12 protein-coding genes are annotated in these 18,838 nt (G+C 73.0%); 7 read left to right on the plus strand and 5 right to left on the minus strand.

What is annotated here, in order from left to right:
* The first annotated feature begins 145 nt into the window (after positions 1–145).
* The 3 genes from ABZ354_RS11760 to ABZ354_RS11770 all read left to right on the plus strand — a co-directional run bounded on the left by ABZ354_RS11760 (position 146) and on the right by ABZ354_RS11770 (position 4,573).
* Complete coding sequence (locus ABZ354_RS11760; protein WP_358655533.1) at positions 146–1,783, plus strand: alpha/beta hydrolase; 1,638 nt, start codon at positions 146–148, stop codon at positions 1,781–1,783.
* Positions 1,784–1,893: 110 nt separating this feature from the next.
* Positions 1,894–2,907, plus strand: coding sequence for a Gfo/Idh/MocA family oxidoreductase (locus ABZ354_RS11765; RefSeq protein WP_358655535.1), 1,014 nt, complete (start codon positions 1,894–1,896; stop codon positions 2,905–2,907).
* Positions 2,908–3,196: 289 nt separating this feature from the next.
* Positions 3,197–4,573: a SpoIIE family protein phosphatase gene (locus ABZ354_RS11770; protein WP_358655537.1), complete on the plus strand. Its 1,377-nt coding sequence runs from the start codon at positions 3,197–3,199 to the stop codon at positions 4,571–4,573.
* Between the two features lie 39 nt (positions 4,574–4,612).
* Here the strand turns inward: ABZ354_RS11770 and ABZ354_RS11775 are convergent, their stop codons facing one another.
* A complete protein-coding gene (locus ABZ354_RS11775) occupies positions 4,613–6,109 on the minus strand; it encodes a hypothetical protein (RefSeq protein ID WP_358655539.1) in 1,497 nt (498 codons plus the stop codon).
* A gap of 243 nt (positions 6,110–6,352) precedes the next feature.
* Here ABZ354_RS11775 and ABZ354_RS11780 point away from each other — a divergent pair, with 243 nt between their 5' ends.
* Both ABZ354_RS11780 and ABZ354_RS11785 read left to right on the plus strand, forming a co-directional pair.
* Positions 6,353–7,492 carry an aminoglycoside phosphotransferase family protein gene (locus ABZ354_RS11780; protein ID WP_358655541.1) on the plus strand — a complete coding sequence of 380 codons (1,140 nt, stop codon included), beginning with the start codon at positions 6,353–6,355 and terminating at the stop codon, positions 7,490–7,492.
* A gap of 320 nt (positions 7,493–7,812) precedes the next feature.
* Positions 7,813–9,786, plus strand: a complete 1,974-nt coding sequence (locus ABZ354_RS11785; RefSeq protein WP_358655543.1) for an N-acetylmuramoyl-L-alanine amidase — start codon at positions 7,813–7,815, stop codon at positions 9,784–9,786.
* Between the two features lie 95 nt (positions 9,787–9,881).
* On the opposite strand, the gene ABZ354_RS11790 is transcribed toward ABZ354_RS11785, so the two are convergent.
* Positions 9,882–10,379 (minus strand): hypothetical protein, encoded by a 498-nt coding sequence (locus ABZ354_RS11790; RefSeq protein WP_358655545.1) that lies wholly within the window; start codon positions 10,377–10,379, stop codon positions 9,882–9,884.
* A 512-nt stretch (positions 10,380–10,891) separates the two neighbouring features.
* Complete coding sequence (locus ABZ354_RS11795; RefSeq protein ID WP_358655547.1) at positions 10,892–11,134, minus strand: DUF397 domain-containing protein; 243 nt, start codon at positions 11,132–11,134, stop codon at positions 10,892–10,894.
* Between the two features lie 318 nt (positions 11,135–11,452).
* Between ABZ354_RS11795 and ABZ354_RS11800 the strand changes: the two genes are divergently transcribed.
* Positions 11,453–13,129, plus strand: coding sequence for a sulfatase (locus ABZ354_RS11800; RefSeq protein WP_358655549.1), 1,677 nt, complete (start codon positions 11,453–11,455; stop codon positions 13,127–13,129).
* Positions 13,130–13,154: 25 nt separating this feature from the next.
* Here the strand turns inward: ABZ354_RS11800 and ABZ354_RS11805 are convergent, their stop codons facing one another.
* A complete protein-coding gene (locus ABZ354_RS11805) occupies positions 13,155–14,654 on the minus strand; it encodes an acyl-CoA synthetase (RefSeq protein WP_358655551.1) in 1,500 nt (499 codons plus the stop codon).
* A gap of 295 nt (positions 14,655–14,949) precedes the next feature.
* Here ABZ354_RS11805 and ABZ354_RS11810 point away from each other — a divergent pair, with 295 nt between their 5' ends.
* Positions 14,950–16,746: a serine hydrolase gene (locus ABZ354_RS11810; protein WP_358655553.1), complete on the plus strand. Its 1,797-nt coding sequence runs from the start codon at positions 14,950–14,952 to the stop codon at positions 16,744–16,746.
* 313 nt (positions 16,747–17,059) lie between these two features.
* On the opposite strand, the gene ABZ354_RS11815 is transcribed toward ABZ354_RS11810, so the two are convergent.
* On the minus strand, positions 17,060–18,640 hold the full coding sequence (locus tag ABZ354_RS11815) for an NAD(P)/FAD-dependent oxidoreductase (RefSeq protein WP_358655555.1): 1,581 nt from the start codon (positions 18,638–18,640) through the stop codon (positions 17,060–17,062).
* Positions 18,641–18,838: the final 198 nt, after the last annotated feature.

Genomic DNA, 18,838 nt, shown 5'->3' on the forward strand with positions numbered 1-18,838 from the left:
CGGGCGGCGACCACAGTCCGGCGCGGGGCCGCCCCGCGGGGCGGCCCCGCCCGCCCCGGCGTCCGGAGGCGGCCCTCCCCGCGCCCGTTTATGGTGATCGAGGGCGCCGCACACCCCGTCCTCGGGGCGCCCGCTGGAGGCATCCATGCCGGCAAAGCTGTCATCGCGGGCCTCGGTCCGGCGCTGCGCGGTCACCGGGGTGGCCGGTCTGGCCCTGCTGGGCGCGGGGCTGCCGGCCGCCGTGGCGGGAGACACCGGGCCCGGCCTGTCCCGCTTCTACCGCCAGAAGGTCAAGTGGGCGGCGTGCCAGGGGCAGGAGGCCCCGCTGGATCTGCAGTGCGGGAAGGTCACCGTCCCGCTGGACTACGCCCGGCCGGCGGGCGGCACGCTCGATTTGGCCGTCGCCCGCTACCGGGCCACCGGCGCACCACGGGGCTCGGTGGTGCTGAACTTCGGCGGCCCCGGAGGCCCCGGCGTCGGTGAACTCGCCGCCGGCGGCAAGGTCTTCATGGAGCTGACGGACAACTACGACGTGGTGTCGTTCGACCCGCGCGGCGTCGGCCGGTCCTCTCCCGTGAGCTGCGGCGCCGGCTTCGAGGACCTCGCGGAGGCGACCGACGGGGACGGCGACGTCGACGATCCGCAGCCCGAACTCGCCCAGCTGCGCAGGGCGGCCCAGGAGTGCGAGAAGAACTCGGGCCCGGTTCTGCGGCACATGGGCACGGTCGACACCGCCCGGGACCTGGACGTGATCCGTGCGGCGCTCGGCGACGACAAGCTCAACTACCTGGGCTTCTCGTACGGGACGCGGCTGGGCGCGGTGTACGCGGCCCGGTTCCCCGGGACGGTGGGCCGGCTGGCGCTGGACGGCGTGGACACGCTGACGGAACCGCTGGCCGAGCAGGGCCGGGTGGGCGCGCTCAGCCAGCAGACCGCGCTGGAGAACTTCATCAAGTGGTGCGCCGAGGACCTCGCCTGCCCGTTCGGCCAGGACGCGCGCGGCGCCCGCGAACAGGTCGTACGGCTCGTCGCGTCGCTGGACGAGAACCCGGTACCGACGGACTTCGGGGTCCCGTTCTCCGGCCAGGACCTGGTGGGCGCCCTCGGCCAGGGGCTCTACAGCAAGGAGATGTGGCCCCTGCTGGAGCGGGCCCTCGCACAGCTCGTCGAGGACGGCGACACGCACGGCGTGGAGGACTTCATCTCGGGCGGTTTCGCCATCCCCCTGCGGACCGGGACGCATCGGGGAGCGAAGGACAGGGGGGTGAAGGGAAAGGGCCAGGACCGGGACCGGCGTCCGCACTACGGTCTCGTGGACGAGGGGGAGGTCCCGCTCGACAACCTGCCGGCGGCACTGATGGCGATCAACTGCGCGGACGATCCCGACCGCCCCGCACCCCGTGAGGTCGCGGCGAACCTGCGCAGGCTGCGCGGCCGGTACGAGCAGGCGTCACCCGTGTTCGGCCGCCACCGGCTCACGCAGGTGCTGATGTGCCACGGCCGCCCCAGGGGCACCGACTTCATCCGCGAGAAGGTCAGGGACGTCGACACGCCGAAGATGCTGCTGGTCGGCACGCGCGGCGACCCGGCCACGCCGTACCGCTGGACGGAGCAGACGGCGCGGCGGCTCGGCCCGTCGGCGGTGGTGCTGGACAACAAGGGCGAGGGGCACACCGGTTACGCGTCCTCCCGGTGCGTGCACCACACAGTGGACGCGTTCCTGCTGTACGGCACGCTCCCGCCGGACGGCAGCTCCTGCGGCCCGGACGAGGACGACGACTGAGGCACGGCCGGGACCCTGGCCGCCACGACGGTCTTGACGACCATGAAACCCTGGTCGGCGTCAGCGGGCCACCGCCCCGCGCGGCGGACCGGGAGAGGAGTCGACGGAGCATGGCCGATCTGCTGGGCGTGGCGGTCCTGGGCACCGGGCACATGGGCGCCGACCACGTACGCCGTCTGGACCGGGTGGTGAGCGGCGTCAGGGTCGCCGCCGTGGCCGACCCCGACACCGAACGCGCCCGGGACGCCGTGACGGGCCTGGACGATGTCGTCGTGCACAGGGACGTCGAGGCCGCCCTCGACGCGCCGGGTGTCGACGCCGTACTGATCGCCTCGCCCGGCCCGGCGCACGAGGAGGCACTGCTGGCGGCGTTCGCCCGCGGGCTGCCGGTGCTGTGCGAGAAGCCGATGACGCCCGACTCGGCGAGCGCGCTGCGGGTGATGGAGGCGGAAGCACGGCTGGGCGGGCGACTGCTGCAGATCGGGTTCATGCGGCGCTACGACGCCGAGTACCGGGATCTCAAGTCACTGCTGGACAGCGGACGTCTGGGCCGGCCCCTGATGCTGCACTGCACCCACCGCAATGTGTCGTCCCCGCCCGGTTTCACCAGCGACATGCTGATCAACAGCTCCGTCTCGCACGAGATCGACGCGGCCCGCTGGCTGCTCGGGCAGGAGCTCACCGCCGTGACCGTGCTGCGTCCGGCGTCCTCCTCCGGCGCGCCCTCGGGCCTGCTCGACCCGCAGTTCGTGCTGCTGGAGGCGGCGGGCGGCGCGCTGGTCGACGTGGAGGTCTTCGTCAACTGCGGGTTCGGCTACCAGGTGCGCTGCGAGGCCGTCTGCGAGCGGGGCAGCGCGCGGATCGGTGAGGAACGGGCCATGACGGTGACGGCCGGGGGCGGCTCCCGCGCCGAGGTGCCGCAGGACTACCTCGTCCGGTTCGCGGACGCCTACGACCGCGAGGTGCAGTCCTGGGTGGACGCCGTCCGGCGGGGCACGGTCACCGGCCCGGGCGCGTGGGACGGCTACGCGGCTGCCGCCGTCGCCGAGGCGGGCATCGCGTCCCTGGCGACCGGGGCCCGCACCCCCGTCGATCTCGCCCCGCGCCCGGAGCTGTACGCGTAACTCTCCGTGAGGCACCCGGACGGGAACGCGCGACCGCCGAACATGTGCGCCAGAGCTGTCATTTTCTTCGAGTTCGTGGGTCAAGTGCCGTATATTCTCTACGCCTTGGGGCCGCGTCGGCATACCGCGACGAGTGGCCCGGGAGCAGCCGTGAAGACTGTGGCATATGCCAAAAGCATCGCCGTATCGGGTCTTGCCGAATCTCTTACAGACCGTCGCGGGCTGTGCCACAGTCGTTGGGTTCCCCCCACGTCGGACCTGGTCATACCGTCCCCCATCGGAGTGCGTCATGCCGTCCCATCAGTCTGCGGGCCGTTCAGCCGCCCGGCCGCCCGGCCACGGTCCGGTGGACGCGCTGATCTCGCAGACGCGACGCCTCAAGGGCGACGTGGACGCCGTACGACGTGACACCCCGGCCGACGGATCGGACCCGCGGGGACGGTGGCAGCGCGCCCTGTGCGACCTGGCGCTGTACCAGCTCGACGACCTCGACGACCACCTGGCGCAACTGCGGGACGGCCCGACGCCCGGCCCCGCCGACCCCGACGCGCCGTCACCGGGGTCGCTGCTGAGCCGGGTCGGCAGCGCCGAATGGAATCTGCGGACGGACGAGGCCCGCTGGTCCGCCGAGCTCTACGACATCCTGGGCCGGGACCCCGCCGCCGCCCCGCTCACCCTGGACGAACTGCCCTCCGTCGTACCGGCCGCCGACCGGCCGAAGCTGACGGCGATGGTCACGGACTGCCTCATCGACGCCCGGCCCATCGACGGGGAGTTCCGCATCGCGCGGCCGGACGGCGACGTCCGGACCGTGCACATGATGGGCGAGCCCGTACTCGCCGCCAACGGCAGCACCGTCTCCATGTGGGCCGTGCTGCGGGACGTCAGCGAACTGCGCCGCCACCGACGGGCGGTGAGCGAGACCCGTGACTCGCTCCCGCCCCGCCGGGGCGGCGCGGACACCGGACACGGTTCCCCGGCCGGGCCGCGGGAAGCCCTGCCCGCGCGGCACGGCTCCCTGCGGCTCCCGCACCGCGACACGCCCGGACTGGAACTGGCGGCGCACCGCCTGCCGGCGACCACGAGCCGGTTCACCGGCGGCGACTGGTACGACGCGCTGGGCCTGCCCGACGGCGAGACCGTGCTCGGCCTCGGCGACCTGACCGGGCACGGCGCCGCCGTCACGTCGGGCGTGGCGATGCTGCTGGGCGCCGTACGCGGCATGGCGCTGGCCGGCACCCGGCCCGGCCGGCTGCTCGAACTTGCCGCGGAGTTACTGCGGGCCTCGGCGCAGCCCGCCCTGACCGGCGCCGTGACCTGCCGCTATCGGCCCCGGACCCGCACCCTGCTGTGGGCGACCACCGGACGTCCCGCCCCGCTGCTGTTCCGCGCCGGGACGGGACGCGTCCTGGCCGCGCCCGACGGCACCCCGGCCCGCCCTCCGGCCGAAGAGGCCTTGCAGACGGGCGACCTGCTGCTGCTGCGCACCGACGGACTGCTGCCGCCGGACGGCACAGCGGCGGCGCAGGACCGTCTGCTCGCCCTCGCCCCCCGGCTGGACCGGGCGGACGACGCGCAGGAGTGCGTACGCCTGGTCGCGGAGGAGTTCGGCGACACCGCACGCGAGACCAGCGCCTGCGTGCTCGTCGCCAGGGTGACGGCATGACACCGACGGCATGGCGGGCAGCCGTACGGCTCCACCGCCCTACGCCCGGGCGCTGTCGCCGCTCTGCCTGCCCTTCTGCTTCGGCAGGGCCAGCTTGATCTCGTCCCGCAGCTCCTGGATCTTCGGGTAGCCGGCGTACTGGGCGGTGAGCCGGTACATCTCGCGCAGCCGGTCCCAGGTGCGGCGCGAGGAGTTCGAACTCATCGACACCAGCGCCAGCCGCGCGTATCCGGCGGCCTGTTCGGGGTCGTCCGCGATGAAGCAGGCGGATGCCATGGAGAGGTTGTCGAAGATCTTCGACCGCTCCTGGGCGTCGACCCGCAGCGCCAGCGCCTTGTCCGCGTAGTGCTGGGCGTGCACGGCGGCATCCGGTTCGAACTCGGCCAGGGTGCGGTACGCCAGAGCCTGCATGCCGTACAGGTCCGCCTCGTTGAACAACTGCATCCAGCTGGGCGGCGGCACGTCGGACTTGTCGGAGGCGAACAGGTCCTCGGCCCGCCCCAGGGTGCGGCGCATGGCCTGCCCCTTGCCCATCGACGCCTGTGCCCAGGCCTCGATGGTGTGGAACATCGCCAGGGTGCGGGGCAGTACCCGCTCACCGGAACCGGACTGGGCGAGGCTCATCAGGTCCAGGGCCTCGTCGGGCCTGCCCAGGTGCACCATCTGCCGGGCGGCCCGGGACAGTGCCTCCCCGGCGCGCGGCCGGTCGCCGCCCTCCCGGGCCGCGTGGGCGGCGATCATGAAGTACTTCTGAGCGGTGGGCTCCAGGCCGACGTCGTGCGACATCCAGCCGGCGAGAACGGCGAGGTTGGCGGCGACGCCCCACAGGCGCCGCTGGAGATGGGGTGGGTGGTGGTAGGCGAGCATGCCGCCCACCTCGTTGAGTTGTCCTACGACGGCCTTGCGCTGGAGTCCGCCGCCGCGGGCGGCGTCCCAGGCCCGGAACACCTCGACCGAGCGTTCCAGTTCCTCGATCTCCTGCGACCCGATGGGGGCGGCCTCGTAACGGTCGAGCCCAGCGGGGTCGGCGTGCAGGGACTGATCGAGTCGGGGAGCGTCGGCGGTCGGTGCCGGGTCGGTGTGCAGCCAGTGGTGCATGGCGCTGCTGAGTGCGGATCCCGTGGCGAGCACGGCACCCGCGCCCACCAAACCGCGTCGGTTGAGCATGAGGTCCATTCCCGTGAATTCGGTGAGGATCTCGGCTGTCCGTTCGGGCGCCCACGGCATTCCGTCGGGGCGTTCCTCTTTCCCGCCGCCCTGCCGTTTGCCCGCACGCCCGTGCCGGACCAGACCGAGGTCCTCCATGGTCACGACACGGCCGAGACGCTCGGTGAACAGGGCCGCCAGCACCCGCGGCACCGGATCGCGCGGGATCTCTCCCATGTCGATCCACCGCCGCACCCGGGAGGTGTCGGTCGCCAGCTGCGGGTGGCCCATGGCCGCCGCCTGCCGGTTGACCAGCCTCGCGAGTTCGCCCTTGGACCAGCCGGCCAGGCCGAACAGATCCGCGAGCCGGGTGTTGGGTTGTCCGCTCACATCAAGCCCCCAGGTTCTCGGCTGAGTTGACAGTAGCCCCGCGGGACATGCCCGTGGAGTATTCGCCAGGGGTTCGCCAGGGTGCGCCACATGGTGTGCCAGTGCCACTCGGGTGTCAGGTAGGAGTGCGCCACCCCGGCCCGGCCCCGCCGGGCACTCCCCAGGGTGCATCCGTGGGACCGGGCCGGGACGGCGTTCACACAAGGCAGGTGCAGCAGGCACACGAAGGGATCTGTATCGCCCATGTACGCAGCGTCGTCCTCCGTGTCCGCCCCGCCCCGGCCGCTGCACGCCCGTCCGACGGGGAGCGGCCCTTACCTGGCCCCCGCGCGGACGGCGGCACCGGTCACCGCGGCGAGCAGGACACGGCGCCCCACGGGGCCCGGCAGCCAGCCCCTCAGCGGCAGGCTCGACCTGTCCGGCGCGCAGGGCGCGCAGCTGCGCACCGCGCTCGCGTCGGTGCACCGCATCTGCCCGGAGTTCGTCCCGGTGCAGGTGCTGCGCCGCACCGGCCGTTCCGTGCTCCTGGTCGGCACGACCGGGCGCAGCACGGCCGTCGCCAAGTGTCTGCTGGACCACTCCCCGGCCTGGGCCGAGCGCATCAGGCACGAAATAATGGCGTACCGCACGTTCGTCCGGCACCGCCCGCCTGTGCGGGCGCCCCGGCTGATCGCGGCGGACCCGGACAACGGCGTCCTCGTCATCGAGCGGATGCCGGGACGGGTGGCGGCACTGCAGCGCCACCCCCTGGAGGCGCCGCCGCGGGCCGACATCAGGGCGGTGCTCGGCGCGATCTGCCGGCTCAACGCCTGGCGCCCCCCGGCGGGCATGTTCGACGCGCCGCTGGACTACGCGGCCCGTATCTCCCGCTACCACGAGCTGGGGCTGCTCACCGACCGTGACCTCGGTGACCTGCAGAAACTGCTGCACGGCATCGCGCATTCGACGGGCCGCCAGGGCATGGGGCAGTTCTGCCACGGCGACGCGCTGCTCTCCAACGTCCTGCTGTCGCCCACCGGTCCGGTGCTCGTGGACTGGGAGCACGCGGGCTGGTACCTGCCGGGCTACGACCTGGCGACGCTGTGGTCGGTGCTCGGCAGCGCGTCCGCGGAGCGGCGGCAGATCAGCCAGATCGCGCAGTCGGCGGGACCGGCGTCGCGCGACGCGTTCCTGGTGAACCTGATGCTGGTGCTGACCCGCGAAATCCGTACGTACGAGACGGCCGTGCAGCGTTCGATGCACGACCCGGCCCCGACGGCCCTCGGGGCGGCCCCCCCGGGTGCCGTGCCGACCGGCGAGGAGCAGCGGCTGCTGCTGCGGCGGCTGCACGACGACGTCCAGATGGCCCGGCGGGCCGTACGGGCGGCGGTCGGAACACGCTGACCGGAACATCAGGGCCCGCGGCGCGTCCCTGGGGATGACTCCCAGGGACGCGCCGCGGGCCCTTTCGCGTGCACAGGCCCGCCCGAGTTTCGCCGCGGGTCCCCCACGGGTTTCACGATCCCCGCCGCCACCACCAGTGGTGTATTCCACTGACGCCGCGCAGGCCCGGGGCGGGTCGGCGCGAAACTCCCGGGCGTAGCGATTGACATGGGTAAACGTCCGCCTCCGGGCATGATTGACGGATCATCGACCAGCCGGTACCACTGACGCACGCCCGGCCGCGTACGGCTCATCGCGCTCATCTGTCCCAGGAGGCTGCATTGCGAGGATCCACCGACCCCAATCGAACAGCCGGGCGCAGGCGCACCCGTGGCGCGGCGGGCGTTGTCGCCGCCGCGGCGCTGCTGCTGCCACTGCTCGGCGCCGCGCCGTCCGGCGCCGAACCGTCCCCGCAGAACCTGCAGGAGGCGTTCGCGTCCGCCGCGGCCGAGTACCGGGTGCCGCAGAGCGTGCTGCTGGGCGTCTCCTACCTCCAGTCCCGCTGGGACACCCACGCCGGCGCCCCGAGTGTGACCGGCGGCTACGGCCCCATGCACCTCACCGACGCGAGCACCGCGCTGGCCACCGCCACCCCGCACCACAGTGAGGGCACCGAGGACCCGCGCGGCGACGACGCCCGCCCGGCGCTGCGCACCGAGGGGAAGCTGCCGGACCCGGAGAAACTCCCGGCGCGGCTGCGGACCCTGCCCAAGGCGGCCGAGCTGACCGGGCTCAGCCCGGAGCGGCTGCGCTCCGACCCGGCGGCCAATGTGGCCGGTGGTGCCGCGTTGCTGGCCGCCGCGCAGAAGAAGCTGGGTGAGCCGCTCAGCGACGACCCGGCGGACTGGTACGGGGCGGTGGCCCGTTTCTCGGGGACCGACAACACCGCGACGGCGAAGGCCTACGCGAACGATGTCTTCGACGTGATCCGCACGGGTGAGGCACGCGTCACCGACAGCGGCCAGCGGATCGCCCTGGCGGCCCGCCCGGGCCTGGCACCCGACACCGGGCAGCTCGCCCGCACGGGTCTGCGCCACGTGTCCGCCGCCGGGACCGAGTGCCCGACGACGGTGTCGTGCGAGTGGATCCCGGCGCCGTACGAGCAGTTCGGGGACGGCGACTACGGCAACCACGACCTGGGGAACCGGCCGGCGGCGCAGTCCATCGACTACATCGTCGTGCACGACACGGAGGGCGCCTGGGAGGGCGTGCTCAACCTGGTGCAGGACCCCACCTACGTGTCCTGGAACTACTCGCTGCGCTCCACCGACGGTCACATCGCCCAGCACGTGAAGGCGAAGGACGTGGCCTGGCACGCGGGCAACTGGTTCATCAACGCCAAGTCGATCGGTCTCGAGCACGAGGGCTTCCTGACGAACCCGGACGCCTGGTACACGGAGGCGATGTACCTGTCGTCGTCCCGCCTGGTGCGATACCTCGCGGAGAAGTACGACATCCCGCTGAACCGGCAGCACATCCTCGGTCACGACACCGTGCCGGGCACGACCACCGCGACCATTCCGGGCATGCACACCGACCCCGGCCCGTACTGGGACTGGGCGCACTACTTCACCCTGCTCGGGGCCCCGTTCAAGTCGGCGCGCGCCAAGAGCGGCGGGCTGGTGACGATCCGCCCGGACTACGCCAAGCACCAGCCGGTGTTCACGGGCTGCACCACCGCCGGTGAACCGTGCAAGGCGCACGGCTCCAGCGCGGTGCGGCTGTACACCGACCACGACGAGAACGCCCCGCTGATCACGGACATCGGCCTGAACCGGGCCCCGACCAAGGGCGTGAACGACCTGTCCTCGCGGGTGTCGACGGGCCAGCAGTACGCGGTCGCGGACCGCTGGGGCGACTGGACGGCGATCTGGTACCTGGGTCAGAAGGCCTGGTTCCACAACCCGTCCGCGCAGCCCACGGCGGTCCCCGCCGCGGGGGCGGTCGTGACGCCCAAGGCGGGCAAGGAGAGCGTGCCGGTGTACGGGCGGGCCTATCCGGAGGCGTCGGCCTATCCGGAGGGCGTGCCCGCGCAGGCGGTGTCGCCCCTGCCGTACAAGCTGCTCGCGGGGCAGCGGTACGTCGTGGGTGACAAGGTGCCCGGCCAGTACTACTACGCGGTGACGTTCGACGGGTCGAACCACAAGGTCGTCACCGGCACGGACCAGTACTACGAGATCCAGTTCGGCCACCGGGTGGCGTTCGTCCGGGCGGTGGACGTGGACCTGCTGCCGTCGGTGCGGAAGTCCCGGTAACGGCCCAGCGGGCCGTAGCCAGGGCCGTAGAGGAAATGGCCTGCGGGCCGGGACCCTTTCGGGGTCCCGGCCCGCGGTGCGCCGTCCGGCGGTGTTCAGCCCTGCTGGAAGAGTTCCGCGGGCAGCGGCTTGAGCAGCGCGTACAGGTCGTCGGTGATGGGGCGGTCCCAGGCGGCGATGGTCACCAGGACGTTGTCGCTGCGGTCGAACTGGACGCAGGAGATCCGGCTCTCGGAGAGCTTCACGCGCCGCACGATGAGGAGGTTGTCGCCCTGCATCACCGGGACGTCCTCGGTGCCGGCGACGGTGATCTCCTCGTCGTTCTCCAGGGCGAGCAGCAGTTGGGCCACCTCGAACGGGACCTGACCGTCGGGGACCTCGCGGGCCGGGGAGCCCTCCGGCAGGTTGCCGATGATCATCGCGGGGCCGCGGCCGCCGAACAGGTCGTAGCGCAGGAAGACGCCCTGGCAGGTGCCGTCGGGGGCGGGCAGCAGCCCGGCGCCGAGGTTGCCGGGCCAGTCGCCGGGGTCCATGGCCAGTACGTCGAAGTCGGGCCCGGCGGGCGTTGCGCTGCGGCGGCGGAGGAACGACATGCCGACATGGTACGTGCACGAGGCGGCCGGATGTCGTGCGGGCGGACCATGGGCGCCTGGTCCGCTCCCCTGTCCGACCTGGTGTTCATGGTCCGCCCGCCGCCGTCCGGCACGGGCGGTGGCGGTGGGGTCTCAGGGCCGCGCGGGTCACTCCCCGGGCGGTGCCGGCGGCCCGACGGCGACGGGGCAGGGTGCGCGGCGGGACGGCGTGGGCGAGCGGGCCCGTCAGGCGGGCGGGGGCCGGCAGTGGCACGTGGTGGCGTGACGGGGGCGTCCGGGCGGTCCGCGAGCCGGACGCGGGCCCTGCCGGGGACCGGGCCGGTGCCGGGGCGGCGGTGGTCTGCGGAGGGTGCCGGTCTGCACCCGGGTGTGTACCGCCGGACGCGCACCCCGCGCGGCGGGCGTCCCGCCTGCGGGCGGGACGCCGCCCGGTCCAGGGCGCGGGCCGGTCCAGGGCGCGGGCCGTCGGCGCGGGATGATCCGGACGGCGGGCCCGCCCTGGGCGTGCCGGATCAGGTGAGGTCGAATTCGCCTCCCCGTGCGTCCGACACGAAGGCGCCCCACTCCGCCGGGGTGAAGACCAGGGAGGGGCTGTCCGGCCGGGCGCTGTTGCGCATGGCGATGAAGCCCTCGACGAAGGCGATCTGGACGTCCCCCCGGCCCCGGCTGCTCGACCGCCACTGCGCGTTGCTGAGGTCGAGCTCCGGCTTGTCCCAGCCCGTGGGCGGGCGCTGCTCAGTGATGCTCTCCGCCACGTCCGTGCTCCTCCCGATGTCGTCCTGTGCGTCAGCCTATCGAGCGGTTCGTGACGCCAACAGGCCATGCGAGGCGTACCTTTCCGAACCCTTTGTGAAGATCTGACCCGGGTGGGGCGGGCAGGGGCGGTCGGCGGCGAGCGGGTGAACCGGCGGGCGAGGTGAGTGAAACGGGAGGCGGCATGCCGACGTACTGGTACGGGTGGGGGCGGGTCCGGACGGCCGGGCCGCTTCGTCGTGCCGTCGCCGGGCAGGGAAGGACTTCGGGTGTCACGTGTGGAGACCGATTCTGCCGATCGGACGGCGGACGATCCCGCTGTGTCCCCCGTGGCGGACGGGGAGCGGGCGGGCCGGTTCGATCCGCATCGCAGGTGGCCCCGGGTGGCGCGGGGCGCCGGGACCGCGACGACGGTCCTGGCCGGGGCGCTCGTGCTGGTCGCGCTCCTGCTGCCCAACCGCCTGGAGCGGATCGGCGTCGTCGCGTTCCTGCGCATTCCCGCCGAGGGCGTGCTGCTCGCGGGCCTGCTGCTGGTGCTGCCGCCCAGACCCCGGCGGGTCGCGGCCGTGCTGTCGGGGGTGTTCCTCGGCCTGCTCACCGTCCTGAAGTTCGTGGACATGGGCTTCTACCAGGTGCTGGCGCGACCCTTCGACCTGGTCCTTGACTGGATCCTGCTGGACGACGCGACCGAGTTCCTGCGCGAGTCGTTCGGGCGCACGGGCCAGGTGCTGGCCGTGAGCGGGGTGCTCGTGCTCTTCGTCGCGCTGCTCGTGCTCACGACGCTCGCCATGGTGCGGCTGACGCATCTGATAGCCCGTCACCGCGCCGTGGCGTGCCGTACGACGCTGGTCCTGGGGACCGCGTGGATCACCTGCGTCACGCTGGGCGTGCAGGTCACGGGCGTGCCGGTGGCGACCAGGGGCAACGCCGAGTTCCTCGGCAACCGTGTGGAGCAGGTCCGTGCGGGTCTGAGGGACGGACGGATCTTCGAGCGGCAGGCGGCGGTGGACGCGTTCGCGGACACGCCGCCCGACCGGCTGCTGACGGGGTTGCGCGGCAAGGACGTCCTGCTCACGTTCATCGAGTCCTACGGCCGTACGGCGATCGACGACCCGGCGATGGCGCCGCAGACGGACGCGGTGCTGCGGGAAGGCACCGCGTCGCTGAAGGCGGCCGGTTTCGCCTCGCGCAGCGGCTGGCTCACGTCCCCGGTGACGGGGGCCGGGAGCTGGCTGGCGCACTCGACGTTCCTGTCCGGCCTGTGGATCAAGAACCAGCAGCGGTACCGGACACTGACCACCAGCGACCGCATGACGCTGACGAACTACTTCCGCAGGACGGGGGCGTGGCGCACGGTCGGCATCGTCCCGGGCGTCCGGCGTGCCTGGCCCGAGGGCCGGTACTTCGGTCTGCAGCACATCTACGACTCCGGGCACCTCGGCTACCACGGGCCGTACTTCAGCTGGACGCCGGTGCCCGACCAGTTCAGCCTGGAGGCCTTCGAGCGCCTCGAGCACGGAAGGAAGGACCGCGACCCGATCATGGCGGAGATCATCCTCGCGTCCAGCCACAACCCGTGGGCGCCGGTGGCCCGGATGGTCGACTGGGGGGACCTGGGTGACGGTTCGGTGTTCCACGGGATCAAGAAGCAGGGCAAGGACCCGAAGGAGGTCTGGAAGGACTCCGGGAGCGTGCGCACGGAGTACCGGAAGGCCATCGAGTACTCGCTGCGCAGCGTGATCGAGTGGCTGGAACGCTACGGCGACAAGGACACCGTGCTGGTCCTGCTCGGCGACCACCAGCCGGTGCCGACGGTCACCGCCGGCAGCACCAGCCGGGACGTGCCGGTGACGATCGTCGCCGAGGACCCGAAGGTGCTGGACCGGGTCGCGCACTGGGGCTGGACGGACGGCCTCGAACCGGCACCGGACGCGCCGCGCTGGGGCATGGACCGTTTCCGGGACCGGTTCATGAGGGCGTACGGGCCCGCTGCGTGACGGCGGACGGGCCCGGGAGGGGCCTTCAGTCCTCGGTGTAGCGGTCCCGCAGTTCTCGCTTGAGGATCTTGCCGCTGGCGTTGCGGGGCAGTTCCGCGACGAACAGGACGCGCTTGGGGGCCTTGAAGGAGGGCAGTTTCTCGCGGGCGTGGGCGATCAGCTCGGCCTCGGTGACCTCGCCGCGGGGCACCACGACGGCGGTGATCGCCTCGATCCAGCGGTCGTCGGGCAGGCCGACGACGGCGGCCTCGGCCACGGAGTCGTGGGTGTAGAGGGCGTCCTCGACCTGGCGGGAGGCGACCAGGACGCCACCGGAGTTGATGACGTCCTTCACCCGGTCGACGATGGTGAAGTAGCCGTCGGCGTCGCGCACCGCGAGGTCGCCGGAGTGGAACCAGCCGTCACGGAAGGCCGCCGCGGTCTCCTCGGGCTTGTCCCAGTAGCCCTCGCACACCTGCGGTGAGCGGTAGACGACTTCGCCCGGTGTGCCGTCGGGCACGTCCTTGCCGTCCTCGTCGACCACGCGGGCGTCCACGAACAGGACAGGGCGGCCGCAGGAGTCCATGCGGCCCTCGTGCTCACCGGGTCCGAGGACCGTGGCCAGGGGGCCGATCTCGCTCTGCCCGAAGCAGTTGTAGAACGCGAGGTGCGGGAGGCGGTCCCGCAGCCTCTCCAGCACGGGCACCGGCATGATCGACGCGCCGTAGTACGCCTTGCGCAGGCCGTCGAGGTCGCGGGTGGCGAAGTCGGGCCGGTTGGCGAGGGCGATCCACACGGTGGGCGGCGCGAACAGGCTGTCCACGCGCCCCTGTTCCACCAGGTCGAGGATGCGGTCGCCGTCGGGCGCGTCGAGGAGGACGCTGGTCGCGCCGATCGCGAGGTACGGCAGCAGGAACACATGCATCTGCGCGGAGTGGTACAGCGGCAGCGCGTGCACGGGCCGGTCGCCGGCGCCGAGGTCGAGGGCGGTGATGGCGCTCAGGTACTCGTGCACCAGCGCGCGGTGCGTCATCATCGCGCCCTTGGGCAGGGCGGTCGTACCGGAGGTGTAGAGCAGCTGCACCAGGTCCTCGGCCGCCGGCTCGGGCCCGTCGTACGGCGTCGCCGTCGGGAGCCGGGTGAGCAGGGCGTCGTCGGTGTCGCGCAGCGGCACGACCGGCACGCCGCCCGGGAGCCGGCCCGCGAGGTCGGGATCGGCCAGGACGAGCGAGCTGCCGGACTGGTTGACGATGTAGGCGAGGTCGTCGCCGGTGAGGTTCTGGTTGACCGGCACGTGCACGAGTCCGGCGCGGGCGCAGGCGAGGAAGGCGATGAGGTAGGCGTCGGAGTTGTGGCCGTAGGCGCCAACCCGGTCGCCCGGCGCGAGTCCCCCTGCCCGGAGCAGGCCCGCCGCGCGGGAGACGGCGGTGTCCAGTTCGCCATAGGTCCAGGTGCGCTCGCCGTACTCCAGTGCCACGCGGGTGGGAGTGCGCCGGGCGCTGCGGCGCAGCACCCCGTCGACCGTGCTGCCATGTCCGGACGTCATGCCGCCGATCCTGCGTGGGCCGCCGGGGGGAGGTCAAGACAGCGCGCGTGGCCGGTGCGCGGTGTCCTCCGGTCATGGCGCCGACGCGCCGTGCGCCCGCCGGTGCGCCCGGCCGGCTCCCTCCCCCCGGTCTCCTGAAGCCGCGGCTCGGCCGGTCGCGTGATCGCGCAGGCGGAAACTCCGAAGAGCCGGACACGCCCGGACCATTGACAGCACCTCACCGCTGACACGAAAGTTTCATCCCGCGGCACGCAACGGAAAGATACTTTCAGCCAGGTGTGACGGGAGGCTCTCGATGACCGAGGACACGGTGGGCGGCAGAGCGGGTGGCGGCGGGCTGACCCGCCGCCAACTGGGCGGCGCGGCCGTGGCCCTGGGCGGTGCCGTGGCTCTCGCCGCGCTCCCGGCCGGGCCGGCAGCGGCGGCGGAGTCGACCGGCCGCCGGTCCACCGAGCTGCGGCGCGGCTCCGCCGAGGAGGCCGGGCTGCTGCCGGAACACCTGCGGCAACTGGTCACCGACGCCGAGACCTTCCTCGGCCCCTCCCCCAAGCATCCCTGGTACGCGGGTGCCGTCCTGCTCGCCGGGCGGGGCGGCACCGTCGCGCTGCACGAGCCGATCGGCAAGGCGGTGCGCTACAAGGCGTACGACGAGAAGACCGACACGGGCGTCGAGTTCCCGGCCGACGAGCAGATCCCGATGGCCGAGGACACGGTGTTCGACCTGGCGTCGGTGTCGAAGCTGTTCACGTCGATCCTCGCCGTCCAGCAGATGGAGCGCGGCAGGCTCGCCCTGGAGGAGCCGGTCGCCACCTATGTGCCGGAGTTCGGCCGGGCAGGCAAGCAGGACGTCACGATCCGTCAGCTTCTCACGCACACGTCGGGTTTCCGGGCGTGGATCCCGCTGTACGGCGCGCCGACGCACGAGGAGCGCATCGAGCGCGTCTACGACGAGACGCTGCTGAACCCGCCGGGCACCGCGTACCTGTACTCGGACCTGAACCTGATCTCCCTGCAGTTGGTCCTGGAGCGCATCACCGGCCGCACCCTGGACACGCTGCTGCGCGACGAGATCACCGGCCCGCTCGGCATGCGCGGCACCCGTTACAACCCGCCCGCGTCCTGGAAGCCGCGCATCGCCGCGACCGAGGACTCGCGCAAGCCGTGGTCCGGTCTGGACCGGGGCCTGGTGTGGGGCGAGGTGCACGACGAGAACGCCTTCAGCCTGGGCGGTGTCGCGGGCCACGCCGGGGTGTTCTCCCGGGCGTGGGACCTCGCGGTGCTGGGCCGGACGCTGCTCAACGGCGGCTCCTACGGCCGGGCTCGCATCCTGCGGCCGGAGTCGGTGGAGCTGATGTTCACCGACTTCAACACCGCTTTCCCCGGTGACGAGCACGGCCTCGGTTTCGAGCTCTACCAGCACTGGTACATGGGCGCGATGGCGACGCCGCGCACCGCCGGTCACACCGGTTTCACCGGAACCGTGCTGATCCTCGACCCCACGACCGACACGTTCCTGGTGGTGCTCGGCAACTCCGTGCACCCGGTGCGCAACTGGCGTTCCGGGTCGGCGCCCCGGGTGGCGGCGGCGACGAACCTCGCGCGGGCGGTTCCGGTCCGTCCGGCCCACGGGCGGTCTGCCTGGTACTCCGGCATGGCGAGCGCCACGGCCGCGACGCTCACACTGCCCGCCCTCGACACCTCGGCGGGCGACGCGCGGCTGAAGTGCGCCCTGTGGTGGGACACCGAGCCGAGCGCCGACACGCTCGTGCTGGAGGCCGCCGGGGACGGCGACGACGCCTGGCAGCCGGTGCCGTTCACGACGAGGCGCCACGGCGAGGAGCCGCAGGAGCAGCCGTCGGGCTCGGTCACCGGCTGGTCGGGCCGCGTCTGGCACCGGCTCACCGCCGACCTGCCCGCCTCCCGCCGGCTCAGGCTGCGCTGGCGGTACACGACGGACCGGCTGTACGTGGGCCGCGGGGTCTACGTAGACGGAGTGCGCGTCGAGACCGCCGACGACGTCCTGTTCGCCGACGCACGCCCGGCGGACGCGGCGCGCGTCGAGACCGCGGGATGGACGGCGTCGGGGGACTGACGCTGCCGGTCGGCCGGCGGTTCCTGCCGGGCCAGCGGTTCGGTGGCTGCCGGCGGTTCGGTGGCCGACGGCTCTGGTCGGCCCGTCTGTTCGGTCGAATTGCAGCTCTGGCCCGCGGTTTCGGGCGGCCGACCGCTCCGGTGCCCCGGGCGGCCGACCGGCTCGGGCCGACCGTGTCGGTCGGCCGACGGTGTCGGCACGCCGACGGGTTCGCCGGAGCGGGGCCGGGGGGCGAGTTCCCCGGGGAGGAGCAGTGACGGGCTTCCCCCGGGGGTGCGGGAGAGGGTTCCCGGGGCGGGTGAGGAGGGGATCCTCACCCGCCCACTGTCGTCCCTGCCGCCTCCAGGACCGCCATGGCCGCGTTGTGCCCGGGGACACCGCTGACGCCGCCGCCGCGTACGGCGCCCGCGCCGCACAGCAGCACGTTCGGGTGCCGGGTCTCGACGCCCCAGCGGCCGGTGCCGTCCTGAGCGTGCGGCCAGGACAGCTCCCGGTGGAAGATGTTGCCGCCGGGCAGTCCGAGGTCGCGCTCCAGGTCCAGCGGGGTCTTCGCCTCGATGCAGGGCCGGCCCTCGGCGTCGGTCGCCAGGCAGTCGGCGAGGGGTTCGGCCAAGTGGGCGTCGAGCTGGGCGAGCGTCGACTCCAGCAGTTCCCGGCGCGTGGTGTCGTTGTCATGGTCGAACAGCCGGGCCGGGGTGTGCAGCCCGAACAGGGTGAGGGTGTGGTAGCCCTGCTCGGCCAGGCCGGGGCCGAGGATGGTCGGGTCGGTGAGCGAGTGGCAGTAGATCTCGGAGGGCGGCGCGTCGGGCAGCCGGCCGGCCGAGGCCTGGGAGTGCGCGACGGCGAGCTGCTCGTAGCCCTCGGCGATGTGGAACGTACCGGCGAACGCCTCACGCGGGTCCACGGACTCGTCGCGCAGCCGGGGCAGCCGCTTGAGCAACATGTTCACCTTGAGCTGGGCGCCCTCGGCGGGCGGCGGGGGTGTGTCGTCGGTGAGGACGGCCAGCTCGCGGGGCGAGGCGTTGACCAGGACGTGCCGAGCGGTGACCGTGCCCTCCGTGCCGGCGGTCCGGTAGGTGACCTCGGCCGAGTGGCCGTCGGTGTCGATCCGTACGGCCTCGTGGCCGGTCGCGATCTCGGCGCCCGCAGTGCGGGCCGCGGCGGCGAGCGCGTCGGTGAGGGCGCCCATGCCGCCGACCGGTACGTCCCAGTCGCCCGTGCCACCACCGACCACGTGGTAGAGGAAGCACCGGTTCTGCGCGAGTGACGGGTCGTGCGCGTCGGCGAACGTGCCGATGAGGGCGTCGGTGAGGACCACGCCCCGGACCAGGTCGTCGGCGAAGCGCTCCTCGATCACGGCGCCGATCGGTTCCTCGAAGAGGGCCCGCCAGGCATCCCCGTCGTCGATGCGGCGGCGCAGTTCGTCCCGGGTGGGCAGCGGTTCGGTGAGGGTCGGGAAGACCCGCCGGGCGACGTGGCCGGTCATGGCGTAGAAACGCTGCCAGGCCTCGAACTCGCGGTCCGAGCCGGTGAGCCGGGCGAACGCCTCCCGGGTCCGCCGCTCGCCGCCCCCGACGAGGAGCCCGGTCGGCCGCCCGTCGCGTTCGGCGGGGGTGTACGAGGAGACGGTGCGGGTGCGCAGCCGGAAGTCCAGGCCCAGATCGCGCACGATCTTGGTGGGCAGCAGGCTGACCAGGTACGAGTAGCGGGACAGGCGGGCGTCGACGCCGGCGAACGGCTGCGTGGAGACGGCGGCGCCGCCGGTGCGGTCCAGCCGCTCCAGCACCAGCACCGACCGTCCGGCGCGGGCCAGGTAGGCGGCGGCGACGAGTCCGTTGTGGCCGCCGCCGACGATCACGGCGTCGTAGGTGCGGTGCGCTGCGAGTGCGGTCATGGCTCTTGCTAACACGTGATGATCCACGTCTGCCAGGGGTGGGCGCGCGGACGCCGCGATTCCGTGGAGCGATGCAGGCGGGACGGGGCCGCTGTTTTCGCCGTTCGGCGGTCTCCCCCGCCGCTCTCCCAGACCAACTCCACAGAGGGAGACGGTCGGCAGGGCCTCGCGGCCCGGGCCGTGATCACCGCGTTGTCA

Source organism: Streptomyces sp. NPDC005925 (assembly GCF_040638805.1).
Classification (GTDB): domain Bacteria; phylum Actinomycetota; class Actinomycetes; order Streptomycetales; family Streptomycetaceae; genus Streptomyces.

Bases quoted from the DNA above. Each gene is read 5' to 3' on its own strand.
- ABZ354_RS11760 (WP_358655533.1), top strand. From the start codon at position 146: ATGCCGGCAAAGCTGTCATCGCGGGCCTCGGTCCGGCGCTGCGCGGTC.
- ABZ354_RS11765 (WP_358655535.1), top strand. From the start codon at position 1,894: ATGGCCGATCTGCTGGGCGTGGCGGTCCTGGGCACCGGGCACATGGGC.
- ABZ354_RS11770 (WP_358655537.1), top strand. From the start codon at position 3,197: ATGCCGTCCCATCAGTCTGCGGGCCGTTCAGCCGCCCGGCCGCCCGGC.
- ABZ354_RS11780 (WP_358655541.1), top strand. From the start codon at position 6,353: ATGTACGCAGCGTCGTCCTCCGTGTCCGCCCCGCCCCGGCCGCTGCAC.
- ABZ354_RS11790 (WP_358655545.1), bottom strand. From the start codon at position 10,379: ATGTCGTTCCTCCGCCGCCGCAGCGCAACGCCCGCCGGGCCCGACTTC.
- ABZ354_RS11805 (WP_358655551.1), bottom strand. From the start codon at position 14,654: ATGACGTCCGGACATGGCAGCACGGTCGACGGGGTGCTGCGCCGCAGC.
- ABZ354_RS11810 (WP_358655553.1), top strand. From the start codon at position 14,950: ATGACCGAGGACACGGTGGGCGGCAGAGCGGGTGGCGGCGGGCTGACC.
- ABZ354_RS11815 (WP_358655555.1), bottom strand. From the start codon at position 18,640: ATGACCGCACTCGCAGCGCACCGCACCTACGACGCCGTGATCGTCGGC.